The 21709-nt window shown below is 74.5% G+C and carries 18 protein-coding genes; 11 read left to right on the forward strand and 7 right to left on the reverse strand.

Annotation, left to right across the window (positions count from 1 at the left end; translation table 11 throughout):
* The first annotated feature begins 276 nt into the window (after positions 1 to 276).
* Together ACFVZH_RS17985 and ACFVZH_RS17990 are read left to right on the forward strand one after the other, a co-directional pair.
* The gene (locus ACFVZH_RS17985; protein WP_384898318.1) at positions 277 to 2358 is read left to right on the forward strand and encodes a SpoIIE family protein phosphatase; all 2082 of its coding nucleotides are present in this window, start codon (positions 277 to 279) and stop codon (positions 2356 to 2358) included.
* Positions 2359 to 2367: 9 nt separating this feature from the next.
* Positions 2368 to 3393: a PHP domain-containing protein gene (locus ACFVZH_RS17990; protein ID WP_384898319.1), complete on the forward strand. Its 1026-nt coding sequence runs from the start codon at positions 2368 to 2370 to the stop codon at positions 3391 to 3393.
* A 97-nt stretch (positions 3394 to 3490) separates the two neighbouring features.
* Here the strand turns inward: ACFVZH_RS17990 and ACFVZH_RS17995 are convergent, their stop codons facing one another.
* Positions 3491 to 4888 carry an NADP-dependent succinic semialdehyde dehydrogenase gene (locus ACFVZH_RS17995; protein ID WP_384898320.1) on the reverse strand — a complete coding sequence of 466 codons (1398 nt, stop codon included), beginning with the start codon at positions 4886 to 4888 and terminating at the stop codon, positions 3491 to 3493.
* Positions 4889 to 4992: 104 nt separating this feature from the next.
* Positions 4993 to 5661 (reverse strand): ThuA domain-containing protein, encoded by a 669-nt coding sequence (locus ACFVZH_RS18000; protein WP_384898321.1) that lies wholly within the window; start codon positions 5659 to 5661, stop codon positions 4993 to 4995.
* 193 nt (positions 5662 to 5854) lie between these two features.
* Between ACFVZH_RS18000 and ACFVZH_RS18005 the strand changes: the two genes are divergently transcribed.
* A complete protein-coding gene (locus ACFVZH_RS18005; protein ID WP_384898322.1) occupies positions 5855 to 6670 on the forward strand; it encodes a DUF3626 domain-containing protein in 816 nt (271 codons plus the stop codon).
* Positions 6671 to 6769: 99 nt separating this feature from the next.
* A complete protein-coding gene (locus ACFVZH_RS18010; RefSeq protein ID WP_384898323.1) occupies positions 6770 to 7576 on the forward strand; it encodes a class II aldolase/adducin family protein in 807 nt (268 codons plus the stop codon).
* On the opposite strand, the gene ACFVZH_RS18015 is transcribed toward ACFVZH_RS18010, so the two are convergent.
* The gene (locus ACFVZH_RS18015) at positions 7540 to 8196 is read right to left on the reverse strand and encodes a TetR/AcrR family transcriptional regulator (protein WP_384898324.1); all 657 of its coding nucleotides are present in this window, start codon (positions 8194 to 8196) and stop codon (positions 7540 to 7542) included. The genes ACFVZH_RS18010 and ACFVZH_RS18015 overlap by 37 nt on opposite strands.
* 102 nt (positions 8197 to 8298) lie before the next feature.
* Between ACFVZH_RS18015 and ACFVZH_RS18020 the strand changes: the two genes are divergently transcribed.
* The 3 genes from ACFVZH_RS18020 to ACFVZH_RS18030 all read left to right on the forward strand — a co-directional run bounded on the left by ACFVZH_RS18020 (position 8299) and on the right by ACFVZH_RS18030 (position 13031).
* On the forward strand, positions 8299 to 10941 hold the full coding sequence (locus tag ACFVZH_RS18020) for an FHA domain-containing protein (RefSeq protein WP_384898325.1): 2643 nt from the start codon (positions 8299 to 8301) through the stop codon (positions 10939 to 10941).
* Between the two features lie 120 nt (positions 10942 to 11061).
* Positions 11062 to 12060, forward strand: a complete 999-nt coding sequence (locus tag ACFVZH_RS18025; protein ID WP_384898326.1) for a hypothetical protein — start codon at positions 11062 to 11064, stop codon at positions 12058 to 12060.
* Positions 12060 to 13031, forward strand: coding sequence for a serine/threonine-protein kinase (locus ACFVZH_RS18030; protein ID WP_384898327.1), 972 nt, complete (start codon positions 12060 to 12062; stop codon positions 13029 to 13031). Before ACFVZH_RS18025 ends, ACFVZH_RS18030 begins: the two co-directional genes overlap by 1 nt.
* 37 nt (positions 13032 to 13068) lie before the next feature.
* On the opposite strand, the gene ACFVZH_RS18035 is transcribed toward ACFVZH_RS18030, so the two are convergent.
* The gene (locus ACFVZH_RS18035; protein WP_384898328.1) at positions 13069 to 14400 is read right to left on the reverse strand and encodes a streptophobe family protein; all 1332 of its coding nucleotides are present in this window, start codon (positions 14398 to 14400) and stop codon (positions 13069 to 13071) included.
* Positions 14401 to 14557: 157 nt separating this feature from the next.
* On the opposite strand from ACFVZH_RS18035, the gene ACFVZH_RS18040 reads away from it, so the two are divergent.
* Positions 14558 to 15892, forward strand: coding sequence for a DUF6777 domain-containing protein (locus ACFVZH_RS18040; RefSeq protein WP_384898329.1), 1335 nt, complete (start codon positions 14558 to 14560; stop codon positions 15890 to 15892).
* 69 nt (positions 15893 to 15961) lie between these two features.
* On the opposite strand, the gene ACFVZH_RS18045 is transcribed toward ACFVZH_RS18040, so the two are convergent.
* Together ACFVZH_RS18045 and ACFVZH_RS18050 are read right to left on the reverse strand one after the other, a co-directional pair.
* Complete coding sequence (locus ACFVZH_RS18045) at positions 15962 to 16591, reverse strand: universal stress protein (RefSeq protein ID WP_384898330.1); 630 nt, start codon at positions 16589 to 16591, stop codon at positions 15962 to 15964.
* On the reverse strand, positions 16588 to 16875 hold the full coding sequence (locus tag ACFVZH_RS18050; protein WP_384898331.1) for a hypothetical protein: 288 nt from the start codon (positions 16873 to 16875) through the stop codon (positions 16588 to 16590). The genes ACFVZH_RS18045 and ACFVZH_RS18050 overlap by 4 nt, the downstream gene beginning before the upstream one ends.
* A gap of 101 nt (positions 16876 to 16976) precedes the next feature.
* Between ACFVZH_RS18050 and ACFVZH_RS18055 the strand changes: the two genes are divergently transcribed.
* Together ACFVZH_RS18055 and ACFVZH_RS18060 are read left to right on the forward strand one after the other, a co-directional pair.
* Positions 16977 to 18446, forward strand: a complete 1470-nt coding sequence (locus ACFVZH_RS18055) for a PLP-dependent aminotransferase family protein (protein WP_384898332.1) — start codon at positions 16977 to 16979, stop codon at positions 18444 to 18446.
* Positions 18447 to 18540: 94 nt separating this feature from the next.
* A complete protein-coding gene (locus tag ACFVZH_RS18060) occupies positions 18541 to 19044 on the forward strand; it encodes an FBP domain-containing protein (protein WP_384898333.1) in 504 nt (167 codons plus the stop codon).
* 19 nt (positions 19045 to 19063) lie between these two features.
* On the opposite strand, the gene ACFVZH_RS18065 is transcribed toward ACFVZH_RS18060, so the two are convergent.
* Positions 19064 to 20245: an acyl-CoA dehydrogenase family protein gene (locus tag ACFVZH_RS18065; RefSeq protein WP_384898334.1), complete on the reverse strand. Its 1182-nt coding sequence runs from the start codon at positions 20243 to 20245 to the stop codon at positions 19064 to 19066.
* A gap of 160 nt (positions 20246 to 20405) precedes the next feature.
* On the opposite strand from ACFVZH_RS18065, the gene ACFVZH_RS18070 reads away from it, so the two are divergent.
* Positions 20406 to 21689, forward strand: coding sequence for a CaiB/BaiF CoA transferase family protein (locus ACFVZH_RS18070; RefSeq protein ID WP_384898335.1), 1284 nt, complete (start codon positions 20406 to 20408; stop codon positions 21687 to 21689).
* The last annotated feature ends 20 nt before the right edge of the window (positions 21690 to 21709 follow it).

A 21709-nucleotide genomic window follows, 5' to 3' on the forward strand; every position in this document is an offset into this window, starting at 1 on the left:
CGGGCCCCGCAGCGAGGCACCCGCCCCCGCGCCGCAAGCACCCAGGACATCGCGAAGGGCCTGCCGCGCATCACGTGGCACCCGCCCCCGCGCCGCAATCACCCAGGCCCCGCGGCCAGGCACCCGCCCCCGCACACGCTCCGCCCCGCGCGCACCTCGTTCCCGTGCGCCCCTCCGACCCGATCCGCCCCTTCGGTCACATTGGCCGCGGCGAACTCGCGCCACACCGTGCCGCCGCCATGGCGTCGCGGGGGTGCGGGTTCGACAATGGGGGGGATGACCGATGACGACCGGCATGCGCGCAATGGCGAGATCGAGCCCGCCGAGTGGCTCGCCATGAACCGGACCGGCAGCTTCGACTGGGATCTCGACACGGGCACCATCGATGTCGACGAGACCGGGCTGCTGGTCTTCGGGCTGACCCCGGCGGCCTACGACGGGCGCCCGGTGTCCGTGGTCCAGCGGCTGGCCCCCGAGGAGCGGGTGAAGCTGGAAGGCGTCGTACGGGAGGCCGTCACGAGCGGCGCGGTCTCGTACACCGCGCACTTCCCCATTCCGCAGGACGACGGGTCACTCCACTGGACGCACGTGCAGGCGCGGATCCTGCGCTCCCCGGACGGGCGGGCCCGGCGGATCGTGGGCGTCGTCCGGGACACCACCGCCGAGGTCACGCACTTCGCCTTCGTCCAGGAGCTGGAGCGGCGGCGCGAGCGGCAGACGAGCATCGTCGAGCGGACGACGAACGCGCTGTCGCGCGCGGTGACGGTGGACGACGTCACGGCCGCCCTGACGGGTCCCGGCGGGCTCGCCCGGCTCGGCGCGGACGGACTCGCGCTGGCGCTCGTCGAGAACGGTTCGCTCAACATCATCGCGCTCAGCGGCGAATCCCTCGACGTGCTGAACGACTTCCGCACGCGTCGGCTCGACCGGGGCCTTCCGCTGGCGGAGGCGGTGCTGAGCGGGCGGGCCCGGTTCGTCTCCTCGTTCCCGTCGCTCGGGCGGGACTTCCCCGAGCTCGCCCCGTACGTGGAGCGGCTCCGGTTCCGGGCCGCCTGTTATCTGCCGCTGGTCGCGCAGGCACGTTCCCTCGGCGGGATGGCGCTCTTCTACCGGGGCCGCACCGCCTTCAACCCCGACGAACGCAACCTCGCGCTCGGTCTCGCGGCGATCGTCGCGCAGTCGCTCCAGCGGGCGATCCTCTTCGACGAGGAGCGGGAGCTCGCGACCGGGCTCCAGGCGACGATGCTGCCGCGCCGGATCCCGGAGATCACCGGCGGCGAGATCGCGGTGCGCTATCACGCGGCCTGGAGCGGGCGGCAGGTCGGCGGGGACTGGTACGACGTGATCGCGCTGCCCCGCGGCCGGGTCGGGATCGTCGTGGGCGACGTCCAGGGCCACGACACGCACGCCGCCGCCATCATGGGGCAGCTGCGGATCGCCCTGCGCGCGTACGCCGGCGAGGGGCACGCCCCGTCGACGGTGCTCGCCCGGGCCTCCCGGTTTCTCGCGGATCTCGACACCGACCGCTTCGCCACGTGCACGTACGCGCAGGTGGACCTGGGCAGCGGCACGCTGCGGGCCGTACGGGCCGGGCACCTCGGCCCGATGATCCGGCACACCGACGGCCGGGTCGGGCAGCCGAAGCTGCGGGGCGGGCTCCCGCTGGGTCTGGCCACGGTGTTCGGGGACGAGGAGTTCCCGGAGACGCGGCTCGACCTCGTGCCCGGGGAGACGCTGGTGCTCTGCACGGACGGGCTCGTCGAACAGCCCGACTCGGACATCGACTCGGGTCTCGCGGCACTCTCGGAGGCGATCAGCAGTGGCCCGCCGCAGGCGGAGGCGCTCGCCGACCATCTCTCCGAGCGGCTCTGGGAGCGGTGGGGCTCGGGGGACGACGTGGCCCTGCTGGTACTGCGGCGCAGCCCGGACCCGGGCACGCCGCGGGCGCCGCGCATCCACCAATACATCCACCAGGCCGATCCGCAGGGGCTCTCGGACGCGCGCGCGGCCGTCGGGCAGGCGCTGCGCGACTGGGGGATGCACGAGCTGTCCGACGACGCCGAGCTTCTGACGGGCGAACTCCTCGTCAACGTGCTGCTGCACACCGAGGGCGGCGCGGTGCTGACCCTGGAGGTGCTGCCCGAGCCGGTGCGCCGGGTCAGGCTCTCGGTGCAGGACCGGTCGAGCGCCTGGCCCCGACGGCGTACCCCCGGCGAGGCCGCGACGTCGGGGCGGGGCCTGCTCCTGCTCGACGCGCTGGCCTCCCGCTGGGGGGTCGAACCGCGCGGCGAGGGCAAGGCGGTGTGGTGCGAGATCGGCCCGGAGACGGTGCCGGCCGACGCCGCCAGCGGCGCCTGAGGGGGCGTCGTGGACCCCGTGGCGGCGCTGAACCGGATCGCGTTCCTCCTCGAACGGGCCCAGGAGCCGGGGTACCGGGCGCGGGCCTTCCGTACGGCCGCGGGCGCCCTCGCGGGACTGCCGGAGGGCGAGGCGTCCCGGCGCGCCGCCGCGGGCACCCTGGAGTCCGTGAAGGGGCTGGGGCCCAAGACCGCGGCGGTGGTACGCGAGGCGCTGGCCGGGCAGGTGCCCGCGTACCTGGCCCGGCTGGAGGCGGAACTCGAGGAGTCCCTGCGGTCCGCCGGTCCGGTGAACGGCGGCGAGGCGCTGCGCGCGGCCCTGCGCGGCGACTGCCACCTCCACTCGGACTGGTCCGACGGCGGCGCCACGATCGAGGACATGGGCCGTGCGGCGGCGGCTCTCGGCCACGAGTGGGCGGTGCTCACCGACCATTCGCCCCGGCTCACGGTGGCGCGGGGCCTGTCTCCGGAGCGGCTGCGGGAGCAACTGGACGTGGTGGCGCGGCTGAACGAGGAGTGGGCGCCGTTCCGGCTGCTGACCGGGATCGAGTGCGACATCCTCGACGACGGCGAGCTCGACCAGGAGCCCGAGCTGCTCGCGCGTCTTGACCTGGTGGTCGGTTCGGTCCACTCGAAGCTCCGCATGGACGCGCACGCGATGACCCGGCGGCTGGAACGGGCGGTGCGCAATCCGCTGATGGACGTCCTCGGGCACTGCACGGGCCGGCTGGTGGCGGGCGGGCGGCTGCGGCCGGAGTCGGAGTTCGACGCCGAGCGGGTGCTCGCCGCGTGTGCCGAGTCGGGAACGGCCGTGGAGATCAACAGCCGCCCGGAACGGCTCGATCCGCCCCGCCGGCTGCTGCGGCTCGCGGTGGCGGCGGGCGTGTACTTCGCCGTGGACACGGACGCCCACGCGCCCGGCCAGCTGGAGTGGCAGATCCTGGGCTGCGCGCGGGCGGAGGAGTGCGGAGTACCGGAGGAGCGCGTGATCAACACCTGGCCGGCGGACCGCTTGTCGGAGTGGACGCGGGCCTGAGGGGACCTGAGCGGGGGTGACCGCGGTTCCCACCGGTCGCCCAGACTGGTCCGGTCCCGCGGGTCGCCCACGGGGTCCGGTCCCGCCCCGACGGGTCTCAGGCGCGCTGCCAGACCGTGGTCGCGTTGCAGAACTCGCGGATGCCGTGGCCGGAGAGTTCGCGGCCGTAGCCCGAGCGCTTGATGCCGCCGAAGGGGAGCGCCGGGTGCGAGGCCGTCATGCCGTTGACGAAGACGCCCCCGGCCTCCAGGTCCCGGACGAAGAAGGCGACCTCGTCCGGGGAGCGGGTCCAGACGTTGGAGCTGAGGCCGAACGGCGAGTCGTTGGCGACGGTCACGGCCTCGTCGATGTCGCGGACCGGGTAGACGGTGGCGACCGGGCCGAACGCCTCCTCCCGGTGGATCCGCATCTCGGGGGTGATGCCGGTGAGGACGGTGGGCCGGTAGTACCAGCCGTTCGCGAGCTCCGGGTTCTCCGGCCGGTGGCCGCCGCACAGGGCGGTGGCGCCCCGGCGTACCGCGTCGTCGACGAGCTCCTCCAGGTCGGTCCTGCCCTGCTCGGTGGCGAGCGGGCCGACGTCGGTGGACTCGTCGAAGGGATCGCCGACGGTGAGCGCGTTCATGGCGGCGGTGAAGCGTTCGGAGAAGTCGTCGTACACGTCCTGGTGGACGATGAACCGCTTGGCGGCGATGCAGGACTGGCCGTTGTTCTGCACGCGCGCGGTGACGGCCGTCTTCACGGCCCGGACGATGTCGGCGGAGGGCATGACGATGAACGGGTCGCTGCCGCCGAGTTCCAGGACGGTCTTCTTCACCTCGTCGCCCGCGACGGCGGCGACGGCCCGGCCGGCCGGTTCGCTGCCCGTGAGGGTGGCGGCCACGACCCGGGGGTCCCGCAGGACGCCCTCGACGTCGCGGGAGCCGATGAGGAGGGCCTGGAAGCAGCCCTCGGGGAAACCCGCACGGCGGAAGAGGTCGCCGAGGTAGAGCGCGGTCCTCGGCACGTTGGAGGCGTGCTTGAGCAGACCCGTGTTGCCCGCCATGAGCGCCGGCGCGGCGAAGCGGATCACCTGCCAGAGCGGGAAGTTCCACGGCATGACGGCGAGGACGGGGCCGAGCGGCCGGTAGTGGACGCGGGCGAGGTCGGCTCCGGCGTCCTGAACGTCGCTCTCGGCGGGATGCTCGTCGGCGAGCAGCTCCTCCGCGTGGGCGGCGTACCAGCGCATGGTCTTGGCGCACTTGCCGGCCTCCGCGCGGGCGGCGGCGATCGGCTTGCCCATCTCCAGGGTCATGGTGCGGGCGATGTCCTCGGTGTCCTCGTCGAGGAGGGCGGCGGCGGCACGCATGAGGCGGGCGCGCTCGGCGAAGGGGGTCGTGCGGTACTGGCGGTACGCCTCGTGCGCCGCGGCGATCCGCCGCTCGACCTCCTCGGGCCCGTGGGCCTCGTAGGTGCGCAGCGTCTCGCCGGTCGCGGGGTTCACGGTGGCGATGCCCATGACGGTGCCTCCTCGTGCCAACGGCCCCCTCTGCAACCTTCCGCGCCCCGGGGGTGGCGGCGCAACAGGGGCGGGGCGCTGGGGTGACCGGCGCGCGGGTGCGCTCAGGCGGTCAGCCAGGCCAGGGCGCCGGAGAGGTGCGCGCGGAAGGCGGTGTCGCGGTACGCCTCCGAGGCGTGGCCGAGCGCCGTGAAGAAGACCCGTCCCCGGTCCACCTCCCGGCACCAGACCAGCGGATGGTCGTCGCCGTGGGTGCCGCCGCGATAGGTGGACTCGTCGGCGCGCGCGAGCACGCGTACGGGGGTTCCGCCGCTCCCTCGCGGGTCGGAGGTGAAGTTGTACCACTCGTCGGTCCAGGCCCAGCGGTCCGGGAGCGGGGCGGTCGCCGGGTGGTCGTGGGCGTCGACGAGGACGACGCCCGGCTGGATCTCGGGGTGCCCGTCGAAGCGCGTCCCGAGCAGCTCGCCGTAGAACGGCCAGTCCGGTTCCGCGTTGGCCGCCGCGTGCACGGCGAGCAGCGCGCCGCCTCCTCTGAGGTACTCCTCGAACGCCGCCCGGCCCTCGGAGGTCAGCACGGTCCCGGTCGTGGAGAGCAGCACCACCACCGCACACCCGGCCAGCCGTTCGGCCGTGAAGACTCCCGGCTCCTCGGTCACCTCGGCCGCCCGCCCGAGTTCCGCCGCCAGCTCGGTGAGCGCGGCGGCACCGGCGGGGATCGAGTCGTGGCGGTAGCCCGCGGTGCGGGTGTAGATCAGGACGTCGGCGGTGGGCACGCGGCGGACTCCGGGGCGTTGAGGTGCGGGGCGGGGGCGGGGGTAGGGCAGAGGCACGGCGGGGTACGGCAGAGGCACAGGCGGGCAGGCGGACAGGCGGACAGGCGCGATAGAAAGCGCTTTCCCACACCCTCCGACCGTAACCAGCGAAAACCCCGCGCCGCAAGCCCCGCCGCCCCGGCACACTGCCCCGATGACACCACTCCACGCCCCCGCCCGGCAGGCCCTCGCCCATGTCGCGGGCCGCTCTTCGGGCGAGCCGCTCGATCCGGGCCTGAGGATCACCCTCAACTTCCATCCGCACTTCCTGGACCGGCTGGCGGACGAGGGGGTCTACCGCTCCCAGTTCGTCACCGGCACCGGCAACGGCGGCCTCACCGCGCATCCCGGCGGGGACCGCTGGCGCCGGGAGAGCCGTATCTTCGGCGGGGCGTACGACGACTCCCCCGCGGACACCCGCCCGGTCTACGGCGCCCTCGACTTCCGCCGCCGACCCTTCGGCGCCGCGCCCCGGTTCGGCTCCGCCCATCTCCGGCTCGCGGCGACCACCCTGGAGCGGGCGACCTTCTGCTACCCGGACAGCTTCCTGGAGCCCGTCGATTTCGGCGTCGCGTCCCGCATGCGGCTGGTGGCCCTCGCCGAGGCCGACGAGCAGGACCTCCTCGACGACTACGTCGAGTCGCAGGTCCACGGACCCGTGGTGGTCGGGCGCGACGTGGAGGCGCTGGTCCTGGACCCGAGCCACCGGGGTACGGAGGTGGAGGAGGCGGCCCGGCGCCTCGGGTGCCCGGTCGAGTGGCACGGCGGGTTCCGGCTCTCCGTCGGGGAACTGCGGCGGCACCCGGAGTTCCGGGGCCCGGAGTACGTGGAGCTGGGCGCCCGGATGGCCGTGGACGGGTTCCTCGACCCGCGGATCGTGCAGGAGGCGGCCGGTTCGGGGCGGTACGACCCGCAGGACGTGAAGAAGGTCTGGCACTGTCTGGCGCGGTTCGGGGCCCCGGTGGGGTGAGCGCCCGCCAGGAGCGGCTGCAGTCGCTCCGTTGTCGTATCGGATACATCTCTGTATCTTTTGGCGCGCCGTGCCCCACCCGCTCGACGAGGAGCCGCCATGAGCACCGTGCCGCCCGCGCTCGCCGCCGCCGTAGGACCGCTGCCCGAGGGGGTCGTGCTGCCGCTGCCGCCCACCTTCGGGACGGTGGAGGAGGAACGCCGGTACCGCAAGGAACAACTGGCCGCGGGGTTCCGGATCTTCGGGAGGTTCGGCTTCTCGGAGGGCGTGGCCGGGCACATCACCGTGCGCGACCCCGGGGACCCGAACGCCTTCTGGGTCAACCCGTTCGGGATGAGCTTCGGCCAGATCAAGGCGTCGGACCTGATCCTGGTCGACCACGAGGGGACCGTCCTGGAGGGCCGCCGGCCCGTGAACCGGGCCGCGTTCGTCATCCACTCGCGGGTCCACGCCGCCCGGCCGGACGCGATCGCCGCCGCGCACTCGCACTCCCTGCACGGCAAGGCGTTCTCCAGTCTGGGCATCCCGCTCGACCCCATCACCCAGGACGCCTGCGCCTTCTTCGAGGACCACGGCATCTACGACGACTACCGGGGCGTGGTGAACGAGACCGAGGAGGGCGAGCGGGTCGCCAAGGCCCTCGGCGACCACAAGGCGGTCATCCTCAAGAACCACGGGCTGCTCACGGTGGGCCACTCGGTCGCCGAGGCCGTCTGGTGGTTCGTCACCATGGAGCGCTCCTGCCAGGCGCAGCTCCTCGCGATGGCGGCGGGCACCCCGCAGCTCATCGACCGGGAGACCGCCCTCCTCACCCGGGGTCAGGTCGGCGGGCACCTGGCCGGATGGTTCCAGGCGCGCCCGCTGTGGGATCAGATCACCGCGTCCGACCCGGACCTCTTCGACTGACCGGCCGGCCCGGGGATCGCCCGGGTCGACGCCTCCAGGAGCGGGGCGAGGAACTGGCGTTCCAGACTGCCGGACGGCAGCGCGTCCGGCTCCACGTAGCTCTGCGCGAGACCGCCTTCGCGCAGGGCGATGAGGAGCCGGGCGAACCGGTCGGCGTCCACGGTCAGTTCGCGCCCCGCCCGCCGCAGGACGAGGGTGAGGCCGCGGGCGATCTCGGCCCGCAGCCGCTCGTCGTGGCGGGCGAGCACCCAGGCGGCCTGCCGGTCGCGGATGGCGTGCAGGGTGAACTCGGTGGTGACGAGGTACCAGTCCCGCTCGTCCGGTTCCACCCGGGCGGCAAGCTCCGCGAGCCGCTCCAGCGTGTACTCCTCCGCCGTCAGCGCGTCGATCGCCTCGGCGAGCCGCCGTACGGTCCGGTCGCTGTGCTCGTCGAAGAGGGCGAGGAAGAGCTCTTCCTTGCTCGCGAAGTTCGAGTAGTACGCGCCCCGGGTGTAGCCCGCGCGCTCGCAGATCTGCTCGATCGTCGTCGCGTGGAAGCCGTGCTCGGCGAAGGTCTCCAGGGCGGCCTTCAGAAGCGCCGCGCGGGTACGGGGCCGCCGCCTGGTCACACCTTTCGGCACGGGTGGTTCCTCCTTGGTCCGGGCCGCGTCCCGCGGCGGACGCCCACCCTACCGGCGCCTCCATCCCGGGCGGGGATCAGCACCGGCGGATAAAATTCACGCATGGGAGAGCGGCCCGTCGCGCCTGCGGCGCCCGACATGGTCCTCGAGATCGACGGGGACGCGACACGCATGGACGCGAGCCGCGTCTATCGCATCGGGCGCGACCCCACCAGCGATGTCGTCCTCTCGGACGCCCGGGCGTCCTGGCACCACGCGGTGTTCCGCGCCGCGGGCGGCCACTGGACCCTGGCGGACGAGGACAGCACGAACGGCACGTACGCGGACGGTCTCCGGGTGTTCCTGCCCCAGGAGGTCGGCCCCGGCACGACCGTACGCTTCGGGCACCCGGAGGACGGCCCCCGCGCGGTGCTCTCGGCCGGCGCCCCGGCGCCCGTACCCCCGCCGCCCGTGCCCCCGCCGCCGGACCCGGACTCCGTTCTGCCTCCCGACCCGCTCCTGCCCCCGGACCCGGCCCTGTCGTCGCCCCCTGCCGGTGCTCCCCCCGAGCCGGTCCTGTCCGCGCCGCTCCCTCCCCTGGCGGAACCCCCGCCCGCGCCCGCGCCCGACGCCCCGGTGTGGACCCCGGCGCCGGAACCCGCGCCCGCGCCCGTACCCCCCGCCGGGACCGCGCTCCGGCCGCCCTCCGTGTCGCACCCCGCCGCCACCGGTACGTTCCGGCAGCCGACGTCCGTGCGGCCGCTGCCGGCGCACAGCATCCGGATCGGCCGGGCGCCGGACAACGACGTCGTCGTGGCGGACCTGGTGGTCTCGCGGCGCCACGCGGAGCTGCGGGCGCATCCGGACGGCACGTACTGGATCCATGACCTGGGCAGCCACAACGGCACGTTCCTCAACGGCCGGCGGGTGGAGGACGCGCGGGTGACGGCGGACGACATCGTGGGCGTCGGCCGGTGCGCGTTCTGCCTGATCGGCGGGCAGCTGGTCGAGTTCACCGACACCGGCGAGGTGTCGCTGGACGTCCAGTCGCTGGCCGTGACCGTGGACCACGGGCGGCGGACGCTGCTCGACGAGGTGTCGTTCCCCGTGGGCGAGAAGAGCCTGCTCGCGGTCGTCGGGCCGTCCGGCGCCGGGAAGTCGACGCTCCTGGGCGCCCTCACCGGACAGCGCCCCGCCGACCGGGGCACCGTGTTCTACGACGGCCGTGACCTGTACCGGGACTACGCCGAGCTGCGCCAGCGCATCGGGCTCGTGCCCCAGGACGACATCCTGCACCTCCAGCTCACCGTCCGCCGGGCCCTCGGGTACGCCGCCGAGCTGCGGTTCCCCGAGGACACGGTGGCGGCCGAACGCCGGGACCGGGTGGACGAGGTGATCCGCGAGCTCGGCCTCGTGGAGCGCGCGGAGCAGCCGATCCACAGCCTCTCCGGCGGTCAGCGCAAGCGGGTGAGCGTGGCGCTCGAACTGCTCACCAAGCCGTCGCTGCTCTTCCTCGACGAGCCGACCTCCGGCCTCGACCCGGGCATGGACCGGTCCGTGATGCACATGCTGCGCGGGCTCGCGGACGACGGGCGGACGGTCGTCGTGGTCACGCACAGCGTGCTCAGCCTGGACGTCTGCGACCGGCTGCTCGTGCTGGCGCCGGGCGGCCGGGTCGCCTACTACGGGCCTCCGAAGGACACCCTCGGCTTCTTCGGGTTCGACCAGTGGCCGGAGGCGTTCGAGGCGTTCGAGAACGACAAGGACCGCGACTGGGCCGGGCAGTACCGGTCCTCCCGCTTCCACCGCCGGTACATCACGGACGCGACGGCCGCTCCGAACGTCCCCGTCGCCACCCCCACCGGCGCCGCCGGGGCCGACGCCGGGGCCGACGCTGGGGCTGGGGCCGGGGCCGCGGCGCCCGCCGCCGAGCCCGGTCCGCCGCCGAAGGCGCAGAGCTGGGGCTCCCAGCTGCGGACGCTCGTACGCCGGTACGCGACGGCGCTCTCCGCCGACCGCACCTTCATCGCCATCATGATCGCGCTGCCGTTCGTCATGGGGGCGATGGCCAGGGCCCTGTCCGAGGGCAGCCTCAACCCCGAGTCGACGCTGAACGTCCTGCTCATCCTCTGCGTGGGCGCGGTCCTCACGGGCGCGGCGAACGCCGTGCGCGAGCTGGTCAAGGAACGCTCGATCTACCGGCGCGAGAGAGCCGTCGGCCTGTCCCGTTCGGCCTATCTCGCCTCGAAGATCGTCGTCCTCGGAGTGATCACCGTCGTGCAGGCCGTGGTCCTGACGCTGGTGGCCCTGATCGGCGTGCCGCTGAACGTGCCCGACGGCAAGGGCGTCCTGATGCCTCCGCTGGTGGAGATCACCCTCGCCGTGGCACTGCTCGCCTTCACCGCGATGATGCTCGGCCTGCTCGTCTCTGCGGTCGTGCGCAAGGAGGAGGTGACGATGCCGCTGCTCGTCCTCCTCGCGATCGTGCAGGTGGTGTTCTGCGGCGCGCTGCTGACCGTGCGCGGCACACTCGTCCTGGAGCAGCTGGCCTGGCTGGTGCCGTCGCGGTGGGCGTTCGCCGCCATGGGCGCGACCATCGACATCGGGAAGGTCGCGCCGAGCGACAAGACCGCCGACCCGCTGATGCACCACACGGCGGAGGCGTGGCTGTTCGACATGGGCATGCTGGTCGCGCTCTGTCTCGCCCTCGGGCTCGTCGTGGCCCGGCTGCTGCGCCGCCACGAGCCGGTCGTCATGCGGAAGTAGGCCGTGGGCGTCACCGTGGAGGAGAGGGGCCGCGGGCCTTCCCGCGGCCCGGACGAGGGCCGGTGGGCGTTCCCGCGGCGGAGGAGGGCCCGTGCACCGTCCCGTAGCGCTGGAGGGTCCGTGAGCTTCCCCCTGTCGGAGTACGTGCCGGACTTCCGGCCCACCCACGTCGTGCCGCGCGACGGGCTCGCCGCCTGGGAGGCGCCGGACCCGGGGCTGCCCACGTCGCCCCTGGACGCCTTCCTGCCGGTGCGGCTGGAGGAGCGGACCGGTGACTGGGGGCGGGTGCTGTGCTCCAACGGCTGGACCGCGTGGGTCGACGCCCGGCTGCTGGTCACCGTGCCCGACGACCCTCCGGCGGCGGGCCGCCCGCTGACGAGGACCGCCGACCCGCGGCCGCTGATCTCCCGGGCCGAGGACGCGCTCGGCCGGTACCGGCGGGCCGCCGAGGAGCTGGGCGCCGGCCGCGTCGACGGCGAGACCTTCCGGCAGCGGACCCGCGGCCTGCGGGTGGGCATGGTCGTGGACGGCGAGTCGGTGTGGCTGTACGACGCGGAGCACGAGCGCTGGGTGTACTGCGACGGGCTCGGCCTCAGTACGTACGCCGCCTCGGCCGCGCCCTCGATCGCCTCACCGGTGGCCCCGCTCCCGCGAGCGGCCCCGGAAGCGGCCGCGGACGCCTCCCCCTCCCCGGGCGTGGCCCCGGAGACCGGACACGGAGGCCGGGACGACGGCGAAGCTCCCCGGCCCCGGCCCCAGCCCCAGCGCGAGCCGGAGCGGGCCGGCGCGACGCCCGCCGTGTACGAGCCGACGCAGGTGGTGCCCCAGATCGACCCTGCCAAGGCCGCCGGACCGCCGCCGACCCAGGTGGTGCCGCCGGTCGACCCCGCCAAGGCCGCCGGACCGCCCCCGACCCAGGTGGTGCCTCAGATCGACCCCGCCAAGGCCGCCGGACCGCCCCCGACCCAGGTGGTGCCTCAGATCGACCCCGCCGAGACCGCCGGACCGCCGCCCACACAGGTCGTCCCCCAGGTAGACCCCGCGGACGCGGCCGGATCACCGCCGGCACCGACACCGACACGGGTGGTACGACCGCCGGCACCGGAGGATGAGGACTGATGGCGGGCGACGCCGATCTGCCGGCGGGGCGGCCCTCGGGGCTCCTCGGCAAGGAGATCGCGGGCTACCGCGTGGAGGGCGAGATCGGGCGCGGCGGCATGGCCGTCGTGTACCGGGCGCGGGACCTGCGGCTCGACCGGACGGTGGCGTTGAAGCTGCTCGCCCCCGAGCTGGCCCGCAACGACACGTTCCGCAAGCGGTTCGCCCACGAGTCGCGGGTCGCCGCCTCGATCGACCACCCGCACATCGTGCCGGTCTTCGAGGCGGGCGAGACGGAGGGCGTGCTGTACATCGCGATGCGGTACGTGGCGGGACAGGACCTGGTCGCCCTGCTCGACCGCGAGGGGCCGCTGCCGCCCGTGAAGGCGTGCCGGATCGCCGTACAGGTGGCGTCCGCCCTGGACGCGGCGCACGCGCACGACCTGGTCCACCGGGACGTGAAGCCCGGCAACATCCTGATCGCCGAGGGCACCGACGGCGACCACCCGGAGCACGTGTACCTGACCGACTTCGGGCTGACGAAGAAGTCGCTGTCGCTGACCGGGTTCACGACGGTGGGCGAGTTCGTCGGCACACTCGACTACGTGGCGCCGGAGCAGATCTCCGGCAAGCCGGTGGACGGCCGCTGCGACGTGTACGGCCTGGCGTGCGTGGTGTTCGAGACCATCGCGGGGGCGCCGCCCTTCCGCCGTGACACCGACTGGGCCGTGCTCTGGGCCCAGCAGTACGATCCCCCGCCGCCGCTCTCCGAGATGCGCCCCGGGCTGCCGGAGGCGGCCGACGCGGTCTTCGCGAAGGCGCTGGCGAAGACCCCCGAGGAGCGGTACGGGACCTGCCTGGAGTTCGTCGCCGAACTGCGGGCCGCCCTGACCTCGGGCGGCACCGGTCCGGTGGTGACGAAGGGCCCCCAGGCGCTCGGACCTCCGCCGGCCCCACCCGCGTGGGCGCGGCCGGTGTTCCGGGAGCTGTGAACCGCAGGCGACGCCGTCAGGACCTGGCGCAACGCATTCAGGCGGGTGGCTGCTGCGCGACCTCGCCCTTGCGGTGGACGCGGGTGGCGAGGAGGCCGGCGAGGAAGCCGAAGACCAGGCCCCAGAGCAGCGCGAGGCCGACCGTCTTCCAGATGTCGGGGCGCAGCACCACTTCCCCGCCGAGCGAGTCCAGTTCGCCGATCCCGAGGATCGAGAGGCCGAAGCGGGCCTCGACCAGGGTGAGGGGGGTGACGACCAGCATGGCCAGCGCGAACGCGATCCCGAGGTGCAGGGAGTGCTGCCAGAGCCGCATGCGGGCCGGGGAACGGACGGCCGCCCAGAAGGCCACGGCGAACAGCAGGACGGCGGCGATGGGCAGCAGCCACCACGCGCGCGCGTCCTGCTCGGCGAGCGAGGACAGGTCGACGGTCGAGAGGTCCGGGCTGTCGCCGCCACCGCGCAGCACGGCGTCGAGGACCTGCGGCATGGGCAGCCCGAACGGGCCGTCCACCTTGCCCTCCCAGGAGCCGCCGATGCCCACGCCGAGGGCGAGCCACGCCACGTTCGGCAGGCCGAGGAGGAGCACGGCGAGGGTCTCCGCCGCGTGGCCCTTGGTCGCGGCGACGACCACCCCGATGCCCAGGCCGACGACCACGTACGCGAGGAGCAGGAGGAGCATCGCGAAGGCGGCGGGCCGGACGGGTTCGTGGTAGCGGACGAGCCGGGGAGGCAGGGGGGTCCTGCGGGAGACGAGGAGCGCGATGACGAGCACGCCGAGGATCCACAGGAGCCCGTAGAAGAGGGTGGGGCCGACGTCGGTGCGGAAGCCCACGGTCGGGTTCACCGCGTCGAGCAGGTCGCCGAAGAGGTCCCCGAGGGAGCTCTGCTCGTCCCCGCCGCCGCCGAGGGTGATCGGGAAGTCGTGCCGGGCCAGGGCCGAGAGGCCCGCGAGGGCGGCCAGCCAGAGCACGACGACGCTCGCCGCGCGGAGCAGGAGTTCGCGGGTGGCGGCGACGGCGTGGTGGCGCAGGGGGCGCAGGAAGCAGAAGCCGACGACCAGGGCGCCCACCAGGGTGACGGTGAGGGGCATGGCGGTCAGTTCGCCCTGGGTGCCGGCGAGGGAACCGGCGTCGCCGGAGAGTTCGACCTGGCCGCCCGACGCCATCACCACGACGGCGGCGAGGACGGCGGTGAAGCCGCCCGGCAGGTCGGCGGCGCCGGCGGCCCAGAGGCCGAGCCCGGCGGTGACGGCCATCGCCGCGTACCCGGCGACCACGGCCGCCAGGGCCTGGAGGGCGATGCGGGCGACGGGACCGGTGGACGCGGCGGGCCGCGTGGAGGTGGGGAGCCGACTGCTCACCCTGACCACGCTAGTACCGGTGACGGCGGTCCGCTTGTGGACGGACGCCGATCGGCCACGGGCCCGGGCACGGGACCTGCCGCTCTCGCACAGGGTGACGCTTCCGCTTGCGGGCGGGCCCCGGTCGGCGCACACAATAGGCGCGGAACGGAAGAAAGGGAAAAACGTGACTTCCCACCCGCCGTCCGGCCCCCCGTCGGTTCCCCCCACAGGCCCCCCCTCCGGCCCCCTCTCGGGCCCGAGTACACGCCCCGGGACCGGCGGTCCTCCGCCGCCGCCCGGACCACCTCGCGGCGGCTCCGGGGGCGGTTCGGGCGGCGGGGGCGGTTCCGGCGGCGGTGGCACCGGCGCCGGTGGCTCCCCCCCGGACGGTGGCGGCAAGGGTCCCTGGTGGCGTTCCGTCCCGAAGGTCGCCTCGGCCACCGCGGTCCTGGTGGCCGCCGCCGCCCTGGCCGTCGTCCTCGCCAACCGTCCCGACGACAACGGCTCCACGACGGGCTCCGGGGGCGGCGAGGTCTTCCTGCAGAACGCCGCCGCGTCCGGCCCCGACCCCTTCACCCAGTCGACGGCACGCACCGGCGACAGCTCCCCCTCGCCGGCCTCGCTGCCGCCCCGTACCGCCTCGACGACCCCCGAGGTGAACGGCTCCACCCCTGGCCTCTACGGCGGTACGCAGTCGGTCGCGAGCTGCGACGTGGAGAAGCAGGTGCGCTTCCTCGCCGACCAGCCCTCGAAGAACGCGGCCTTCGCCTCGGTCGCGGGCGTCTCCCCTGACGAGGTGCCCGGCTACCTGCGCTCGCTGACCCCGCTTCAGCTCCGCGTCGACACCCGGGTGACGAACCACGGCTTCCGCGACGGATCCGCCACCACGTACCAGGCGGTGCTCCAGACCGGGACGGCCGTCATGGTCGACGGCCACGGGGTGCCCCGCGTGCGCTGCGCCTGCGGCAACCCGCTGACGGACCCGGTGGCGCAGAAGGCGCCGAAGACGTCGGGCACGCCGTGGCAGGGGTACAACTCGTCCCAGGTGGTCGTGGTGGCGCCCTCGGTGACGGTCGTGAACGTCTTCGTCGTGTACGACCCCCAGGACGACAGCTGGTTCGCCCGGCAGCACGGTGACACGGGCAAGCACGACAAGCCCACGCCGCCGCCTCCCCCGCCGCACACGGTCTCCCCGTCGACCTCGCCCTCCACGTCGAGTTCGTCGCCGTCGGTCTCCCCGTCGTCGCCGGTGCCCTGCGTGACGGTCACGGGCGCGGAGACCCCCACGCCGAGCAACGGGATCACCCCGTCGCCGTGCCCCTCGACGCTCTCCCCGCCCCCGTCGACGAGCACCCCTCCGCCCCCGTCGACGAGCACCCCTCCGCCCTCGTCCGAATCCTCGCCCCCCACCGATTCCTCCCCGCCGCCGGACGAGTCGTCGAGCCCCGCGTCCGGGCCCGTGACGGACACCACGAGCCAGTCCGCCGACACGCCGCCGGACGAGTCGGCGTCGACCTAGGCATCGTCCTCGGCCGTCACGTCGGTGTCGCCGCTGTCCTTGCCGGACTCGCCGTCCGCGTCGGACTCCTCATCGCTCCCGGAGTCCGTCCCCGCGCCGGGTCCGGGCATCGCGCCCGTCGTCCGACCCGGGCCCCGCACCGACACCCGGCCCCCCTCCCCGTACCTCCGCCCCGGCCCCCACCGGTGCGGAGGTACGGGCGCTCCGGCGCAGGACACGGGCCTCCCCCGGCAGCAGGACCGGTCCCGGCACCGTGAGGACCGGGCAGGCGGCACGGTCCACCAGGGCACGCAGGACCGGCCGGCGGCGCAGCCGGGAGAACCGGCCGCGGCCCGGCGCGGAGCCGACGACCAGCACATCGCCAGGGCGGCCGGCCATCGCGCTGAGCGCGTCGGCCGGTGCGCCCCGGACGACGCGGCCCTCGAAGGCCAGGTCCGCGGGGATTCCCCCGAGTCCGTCGACGAGAGCGTCCTCCAGACGCCGCCGGGCGTCCTCGCCCCACATGCGCGCCCAGGCCCGGTCGGGCATCCGGGCGTGCAGCGCCTCCCCCTCCGGGGGCTCCCAGACCAGGACCGCGAGCAGCGGCGCGGCCTCGCGCCGGGCGAGTGCGGTGGCGTGCCGGAGGGCGGCCAGCGAGGCGAGGGATCCGCTCACGCCGACGACGACCCGGCCGACGGCCGGGGGGAACGTGGCGGTCACGCCTGCTCACAGGCGGCACGGGCGACGGGCGGGACGGCCCGGCGCTCGGCGGCGGCCCCTCGGCCTGCGGCGGCCCCACGGTCGACGACGCCCCTTCGGCCGGAGACGGCCCCACGGTCGACGGCGGCCGCTCGGCCGGCGGCGGCCCGGCGCTCGGCGGCGGCCCGCACCGCGGCGGAACGCAGCCCCCGGAGCCATGCGCCGACCGGCAGGGGCCGGGCCGCCCGCTCCTCCGCTCGCAGCTGCCACACCCGCTCGTCGCGGTCGGTGAACTGTCCGGACATCGGTCGTCTCCTTTCCCTTGTGGAAGATGGCCACCAGGCCACTGAAAAGGAGTCTGTAGTCTTATTGGCCCGGACAGCAGAGCCAATGAGGAGTGATTGGCATGGCAGTGGCACGTGTGGTCCACACAGCGGACCGGACCCTGACGGGCCGCCAGCTGGCGTCGCTCCTCACCCCGCCCCCCGAGGGCCGGTTCGGGTACCGCGAGCTGGCGCGGGCCGTCCGCGAGGCGCTCCTCGACGGCCGGGTGGCCCTGCGCCTGCGGCTGCCGGCCGAGCGCGAGCTCGCGGCGGTGCTGCTGGTGAGCCGGACCACCGTGACGGGGGCGTACGACCTGCTCCGCGAGAGCGGTTACGCGCACAGTCGCCGGGGCGCGGGCACCTGGACGGCGCTGCCCGACGGCCAGGCACCGACGGCCCTCGGCGGGTTCCACGACGAGACCGGCGCCAGGATCGACCTCGCCCTCGCCGCGCCGCAGGCGCCCGAGCGGGAGCTGTCCGCCGCGCTGGCGGCGGCCGCACTCGAACTGCCCCGCTACGCCGGCGCCCAGGGCTACCACCCGTACGGACTGCCCACGCTGCGCGCCGCCGTCGCCGAGCGCTACACGGCACGGGGCCTGCCGACCCGCCCCGAGCAGATCCTCGTCACCTCGGGCGCGCAGCAGGCCCTGTCGCTGGTCCTCACCCTGCTGGGCCGGGCCGGCGACCGGGTGCTCGCCGAGAACCCCTCGTACACCAACGCCCTCGACGCGATGCGGGGACGCATGCTCCGGGTGACGCCGGTGCCGGTGACCGAAACCGGCTGGGACACCGGGCTCGTCGACGCGGCGCTCCGGCAGACCGCGCCGCGCCTGGCCTATCTGATCCCCGACTTCCACAACCCGACCGGTCACCTCATGCCGCAGGAGCAGCGCCGGGAGCTGGCCCGGGCCGCGCGCGCCACCGGGACCTGGCTGGTGGTGGACGAGACGCTCACCGACATGGCCCTGGACGTGCCCGCTCCGGCGCCGTTCGCGGCGGCGGCCGGCGCGGGCGACGCGGAGCAGATCGTCTCCATCGGCTCGCTGAGCAAGAGCTGCTGGGGCGGGATGCGGGTCGGCTGGGTGCGGGCCTCGGCCCGGGTCGTGACCGAGCTGGCCCGGGTCCGGATCACCGCCGACCTGTCCGGCTCCGTCCTGGACCAGCTGGTGGCCGTCGCCCTGATGGACCGGCTCGGCGAGATCCTCCCGCGGCGCGTCGAGGAGCTGCGGCAGCGCCGGTCCGCGCTGACCGAGGCGCTCGCCCGGCATGTGCCCGAGTGGCGCTGGACGGTGCCGCCCGGCGGCATGTGCCTGTGGATCGACCTGGGCCGCCCGGTCGCCTCCTCGCTCGCGGCCCGGGCCATGCGGCACGGCGTACGGGTGGAGGGCGGGGCCCGGTTCGGGGTGGACCCCGGGACGCACGAGCACCGGCTGCGCATCCCGTACACGCTGCCGGAGGACGTGTACGAGCCGGCGGCCGAGCGGCTCGCGTCGGCGCTCGACGGGGCGCCGGGACGGTTCGCCGACCCGGCGCTGCCGGACTGGGTGGCCTGAGTCCGCGGCGGCCGGCGCGCGGCGCCGTGGGGCCGACTCCGCACCGCGTCATATTCGGGTGCCCGCCGTCAGCGGTCGGTGTACGGTCCACCGAGTGGAACCACTGACCGACAAACAGATCCGCTCGTCCTTCGTGAACAGCACCAAGGGCGAGGCGGCCCGCCTCAAGCTGCCGCTCGACTTCGCCGAACTCCCTTGGGAGGACCTGGACTTCCTCGGCTGGGTCGACCCGGGCGCGCCGCTCCGCGCGCATCTGGTCGTACCCCGCGCGGACGGGCCGGTCGGTGTGAGCCTGCGCGTGCCGGCCTCCGGCCGGACCAGTGCCGTGAAGTCGAGCATGTGCCAGGTCTGCCTGACCGGTCACGCCTCCTCGGGCGTCACGCTCCTGGTGGCGCCCCTCGCCGGCACCCGCGGCCGCGAGGGGAACACCGTCGGCATCTACCTCTGCGCCGACCTGGCCTGCTCCCTGTACGTGCGGGGCAGACGGCAGCCGAAGCTGCGCGGCCGGCGCCACGAGGAGTCCCTCACCCTCGACGAGCAGGTCGCCCGTCTGACGGGCAACCTGGACGCCTTCGTCGACCGGGTGACGGCGGGCTGAGCCGGCTCTGCGGCTTCGCTCAGCGGAACGCCTGCTCGCCGGTGAGCGCCTTGCCGATGACCAGGGAGTGGACCTCGCTCGTCCCCTCGTAGGTGAGCACCGACTCCAGGTTGTTGGCGTGGCGCAGCACCGGGTACTCCAGGGTGATCCCGTTGGCACCCAGGATCGTGCGGCACTCGCGGGCGATCGCGATCGCCTCCCGCACGTTGTTGAGCTTGCCCACGCTGACCTGCTCGGCGGTGAGCTCGCCCGCGTCCTTGAGCCGGCCGAGGTGGAGGGCGAGCAGCATGCCCTTGCCGAGCTCGACGGACATGTCGGCGAGCTTCTGCTGCGTCAGCTGGTACGAGGCGAGGGAGCGGGCGAAGACGACCCGGTCGCGGGCGTAGGAGATCGCCGTCTCCAGGCAGTCGCGGGCGGCGCCGAGCGCGCCGAAGACGATGCCGAAGCGGGCCTCGTTGAGGCAGCCGAGCGGGCCGGAGAGGCCGCGGGCGCCGGGGAGCATCGCGTCGGCCGGGAGGCGCACGTCCTCCAGGACCAGTTCGCTGGTGACGCTGGCCCGCAGGGAGAGCTTCATCTTGATCTCGGGGGCGCTGAAGCCGGGCGTGCCGGCCGGGACGAGGAAGCCCCGGACGCCTTCCTCGGTGCGGGCCCAGACGACGGCGACGTCGGCCACGGAGCCGTTGGTGATCCACATCTTGGTGCCGTTGAGCACCCAGTCGGAGCCGTCCCGCTTGGCGTTGGTCCGCATCGCGCCCGGGTCCGAGCCCGCGTCGGGCTCGGTGAGGCCGAAGCAGCCGATGTACTCGCCGGCCGCCATCTTCGGCAGCCACCGCTGCTTCTGCTCCTCGGAGCCGTGCTTCCAGATCGCGTACATGGCGAGGGAACCCTGCACGGAGACGAGGGAGCGCAGCCCGGAGTCGACGGCCTCCAGCTCCAGGCAGGCGAGCCCGTAGGCGACGGAGTTGGTCCCCGCGCAGCCGTAGCCCTCCAGGTGCATGCCGAGGACGCCGATGCCGCCCAGGGTGCGGGCGAGTTCGCGGGCGGGGATCTCGCCCTTCTCGAACCAGCCGGCGACGTGCGGCCGCAGCTCGCGGTCCGCGACGGCGCGCACGGTGCGGCGGATCTCGCGCTCCTCGTCGGTCAGCAGTCCGTCGACGGCGAGCAGGTCGAAGGGGTGGACGGGGGTGGACGGCGACTTCACGGACGGCCTCCTGGCGACTGCGGCAACTCGGCGAGGCGAAGCGTAGCGCCCGATCGGATATTGGATCCAGTATTGAAATCAGGCGGGCCGCCCCCTACGGTCCGATTGGATCCAATCGCCGGATCGCACCGCGTCACCAGGGAGAGCGAGGGAACGCCGCATGGGCGCAGACCAGCCGGGCACGCCGGACACCCCGGGAACGCGGAGGACGCCGGGCGCGCGGGAGACGCCGGACACCACGGGCACGCCGGGCACCACGGGCACGCCAGGGGCACCGGGAGCACCGGGGACGCCCGAGAGCGGCGCTCTCTCCGGGATCGTCGTCGCCGACTTCGGCCGTGTGCTCGCCGGGCCGTACATGACGATGCTCCTCGCCGACCTGGGCGCGGACGTGATCAAGATCGAGCGGCCCGGCTCCGGCGACGACACGCGCGCGTGGGGCCCGCCGTTCGCCGACGGCGAGGCCACGTACTTCCTCGGGGTCAACCGGAACAAGCGCTCCGTCTCCCTCGATCTCACCGACCCCGAGGACCTCGCGACGGCCCGCGCGATCGTGGACCGCGCGGACGTCCTGGTGGAGAACTTCCGGCCCGGCACCATGGAGAAGCTCGGCCTGGGATACGAGGACGTACGGGAGTCCAACCCCGGGCTCGTCTACTGCTCGGTCACCGGTTTCGGCACCGCCGAGGGAGCGCGGCTCCCCGGGTACGACCTGCTCGTCCAGGCGATGGGCGGCCTCATGAGCGTCACCGGCGAGCCGGACGGCCCGGGCACCAAGGCGGGTGTCGCCCTCGTCGACGTCATCACCGGACTCCACGCGGGCCTCGGCGTGCTGGCCGCCCTGCGGCACCGGGACCTCACCGGCCGGGGGCAGCGCGTCGAGGTCTCCCTGCTCACCTCCCTGCTCTCCGCGCTCACCAACCAGGCGGCCGCCCACCTCGCGGCCGGCGTCGTGCCGCGCGCGATGGGCAACCGCCACCCGAGCATCGCCCCGTACGAGGTCTTCGACGCCCAGGACCGACCGCTCGTCCTCGCCGTGGGCAACGACCGGCAGTTCCGCGGCCTGTGCGACCGGCTCGGCCGGCCGGAGCTGGCCGAGGACCCCCGGTTCGCCACCAACACGGCCCGGGTCGCCCACCGCGAGGACCTGGTCACGGCCCTGTCCGCGCCGCTCGCCACCCGTACCGCCGACGCCTGGTTCGAGGACCTCACCGCCGCCGGCGTGCCCTGCGGCCCCATCAACGACCTGGCCGCCGCCTTCGGCCTCGCCGACCGCCTCGGCCTCGCCCCGCGGGTGCCGGAGGCCGCCGCCGGACCCGGTCAGGTCGTGAACCCGATCCGCCTCGACGCCACCCCGCCGTCCTACCGCGCCGCTCCCCCGCGCCTCGGCGAGCACACCGAGAGCCTGCTCGCCGCGCTGGGACGGCCCGCGCGCACGCCCTGATCCATAGGAAGATGGTCGCC

This window comes from Streptomyces sp. NPDC059534, from assembly GCF_042743475.1.
Lineage (GTDB): Bacteria > Actinomycetota > Actinomycetes > Streptomycetales > Streptomycetaceae > Streptomyces.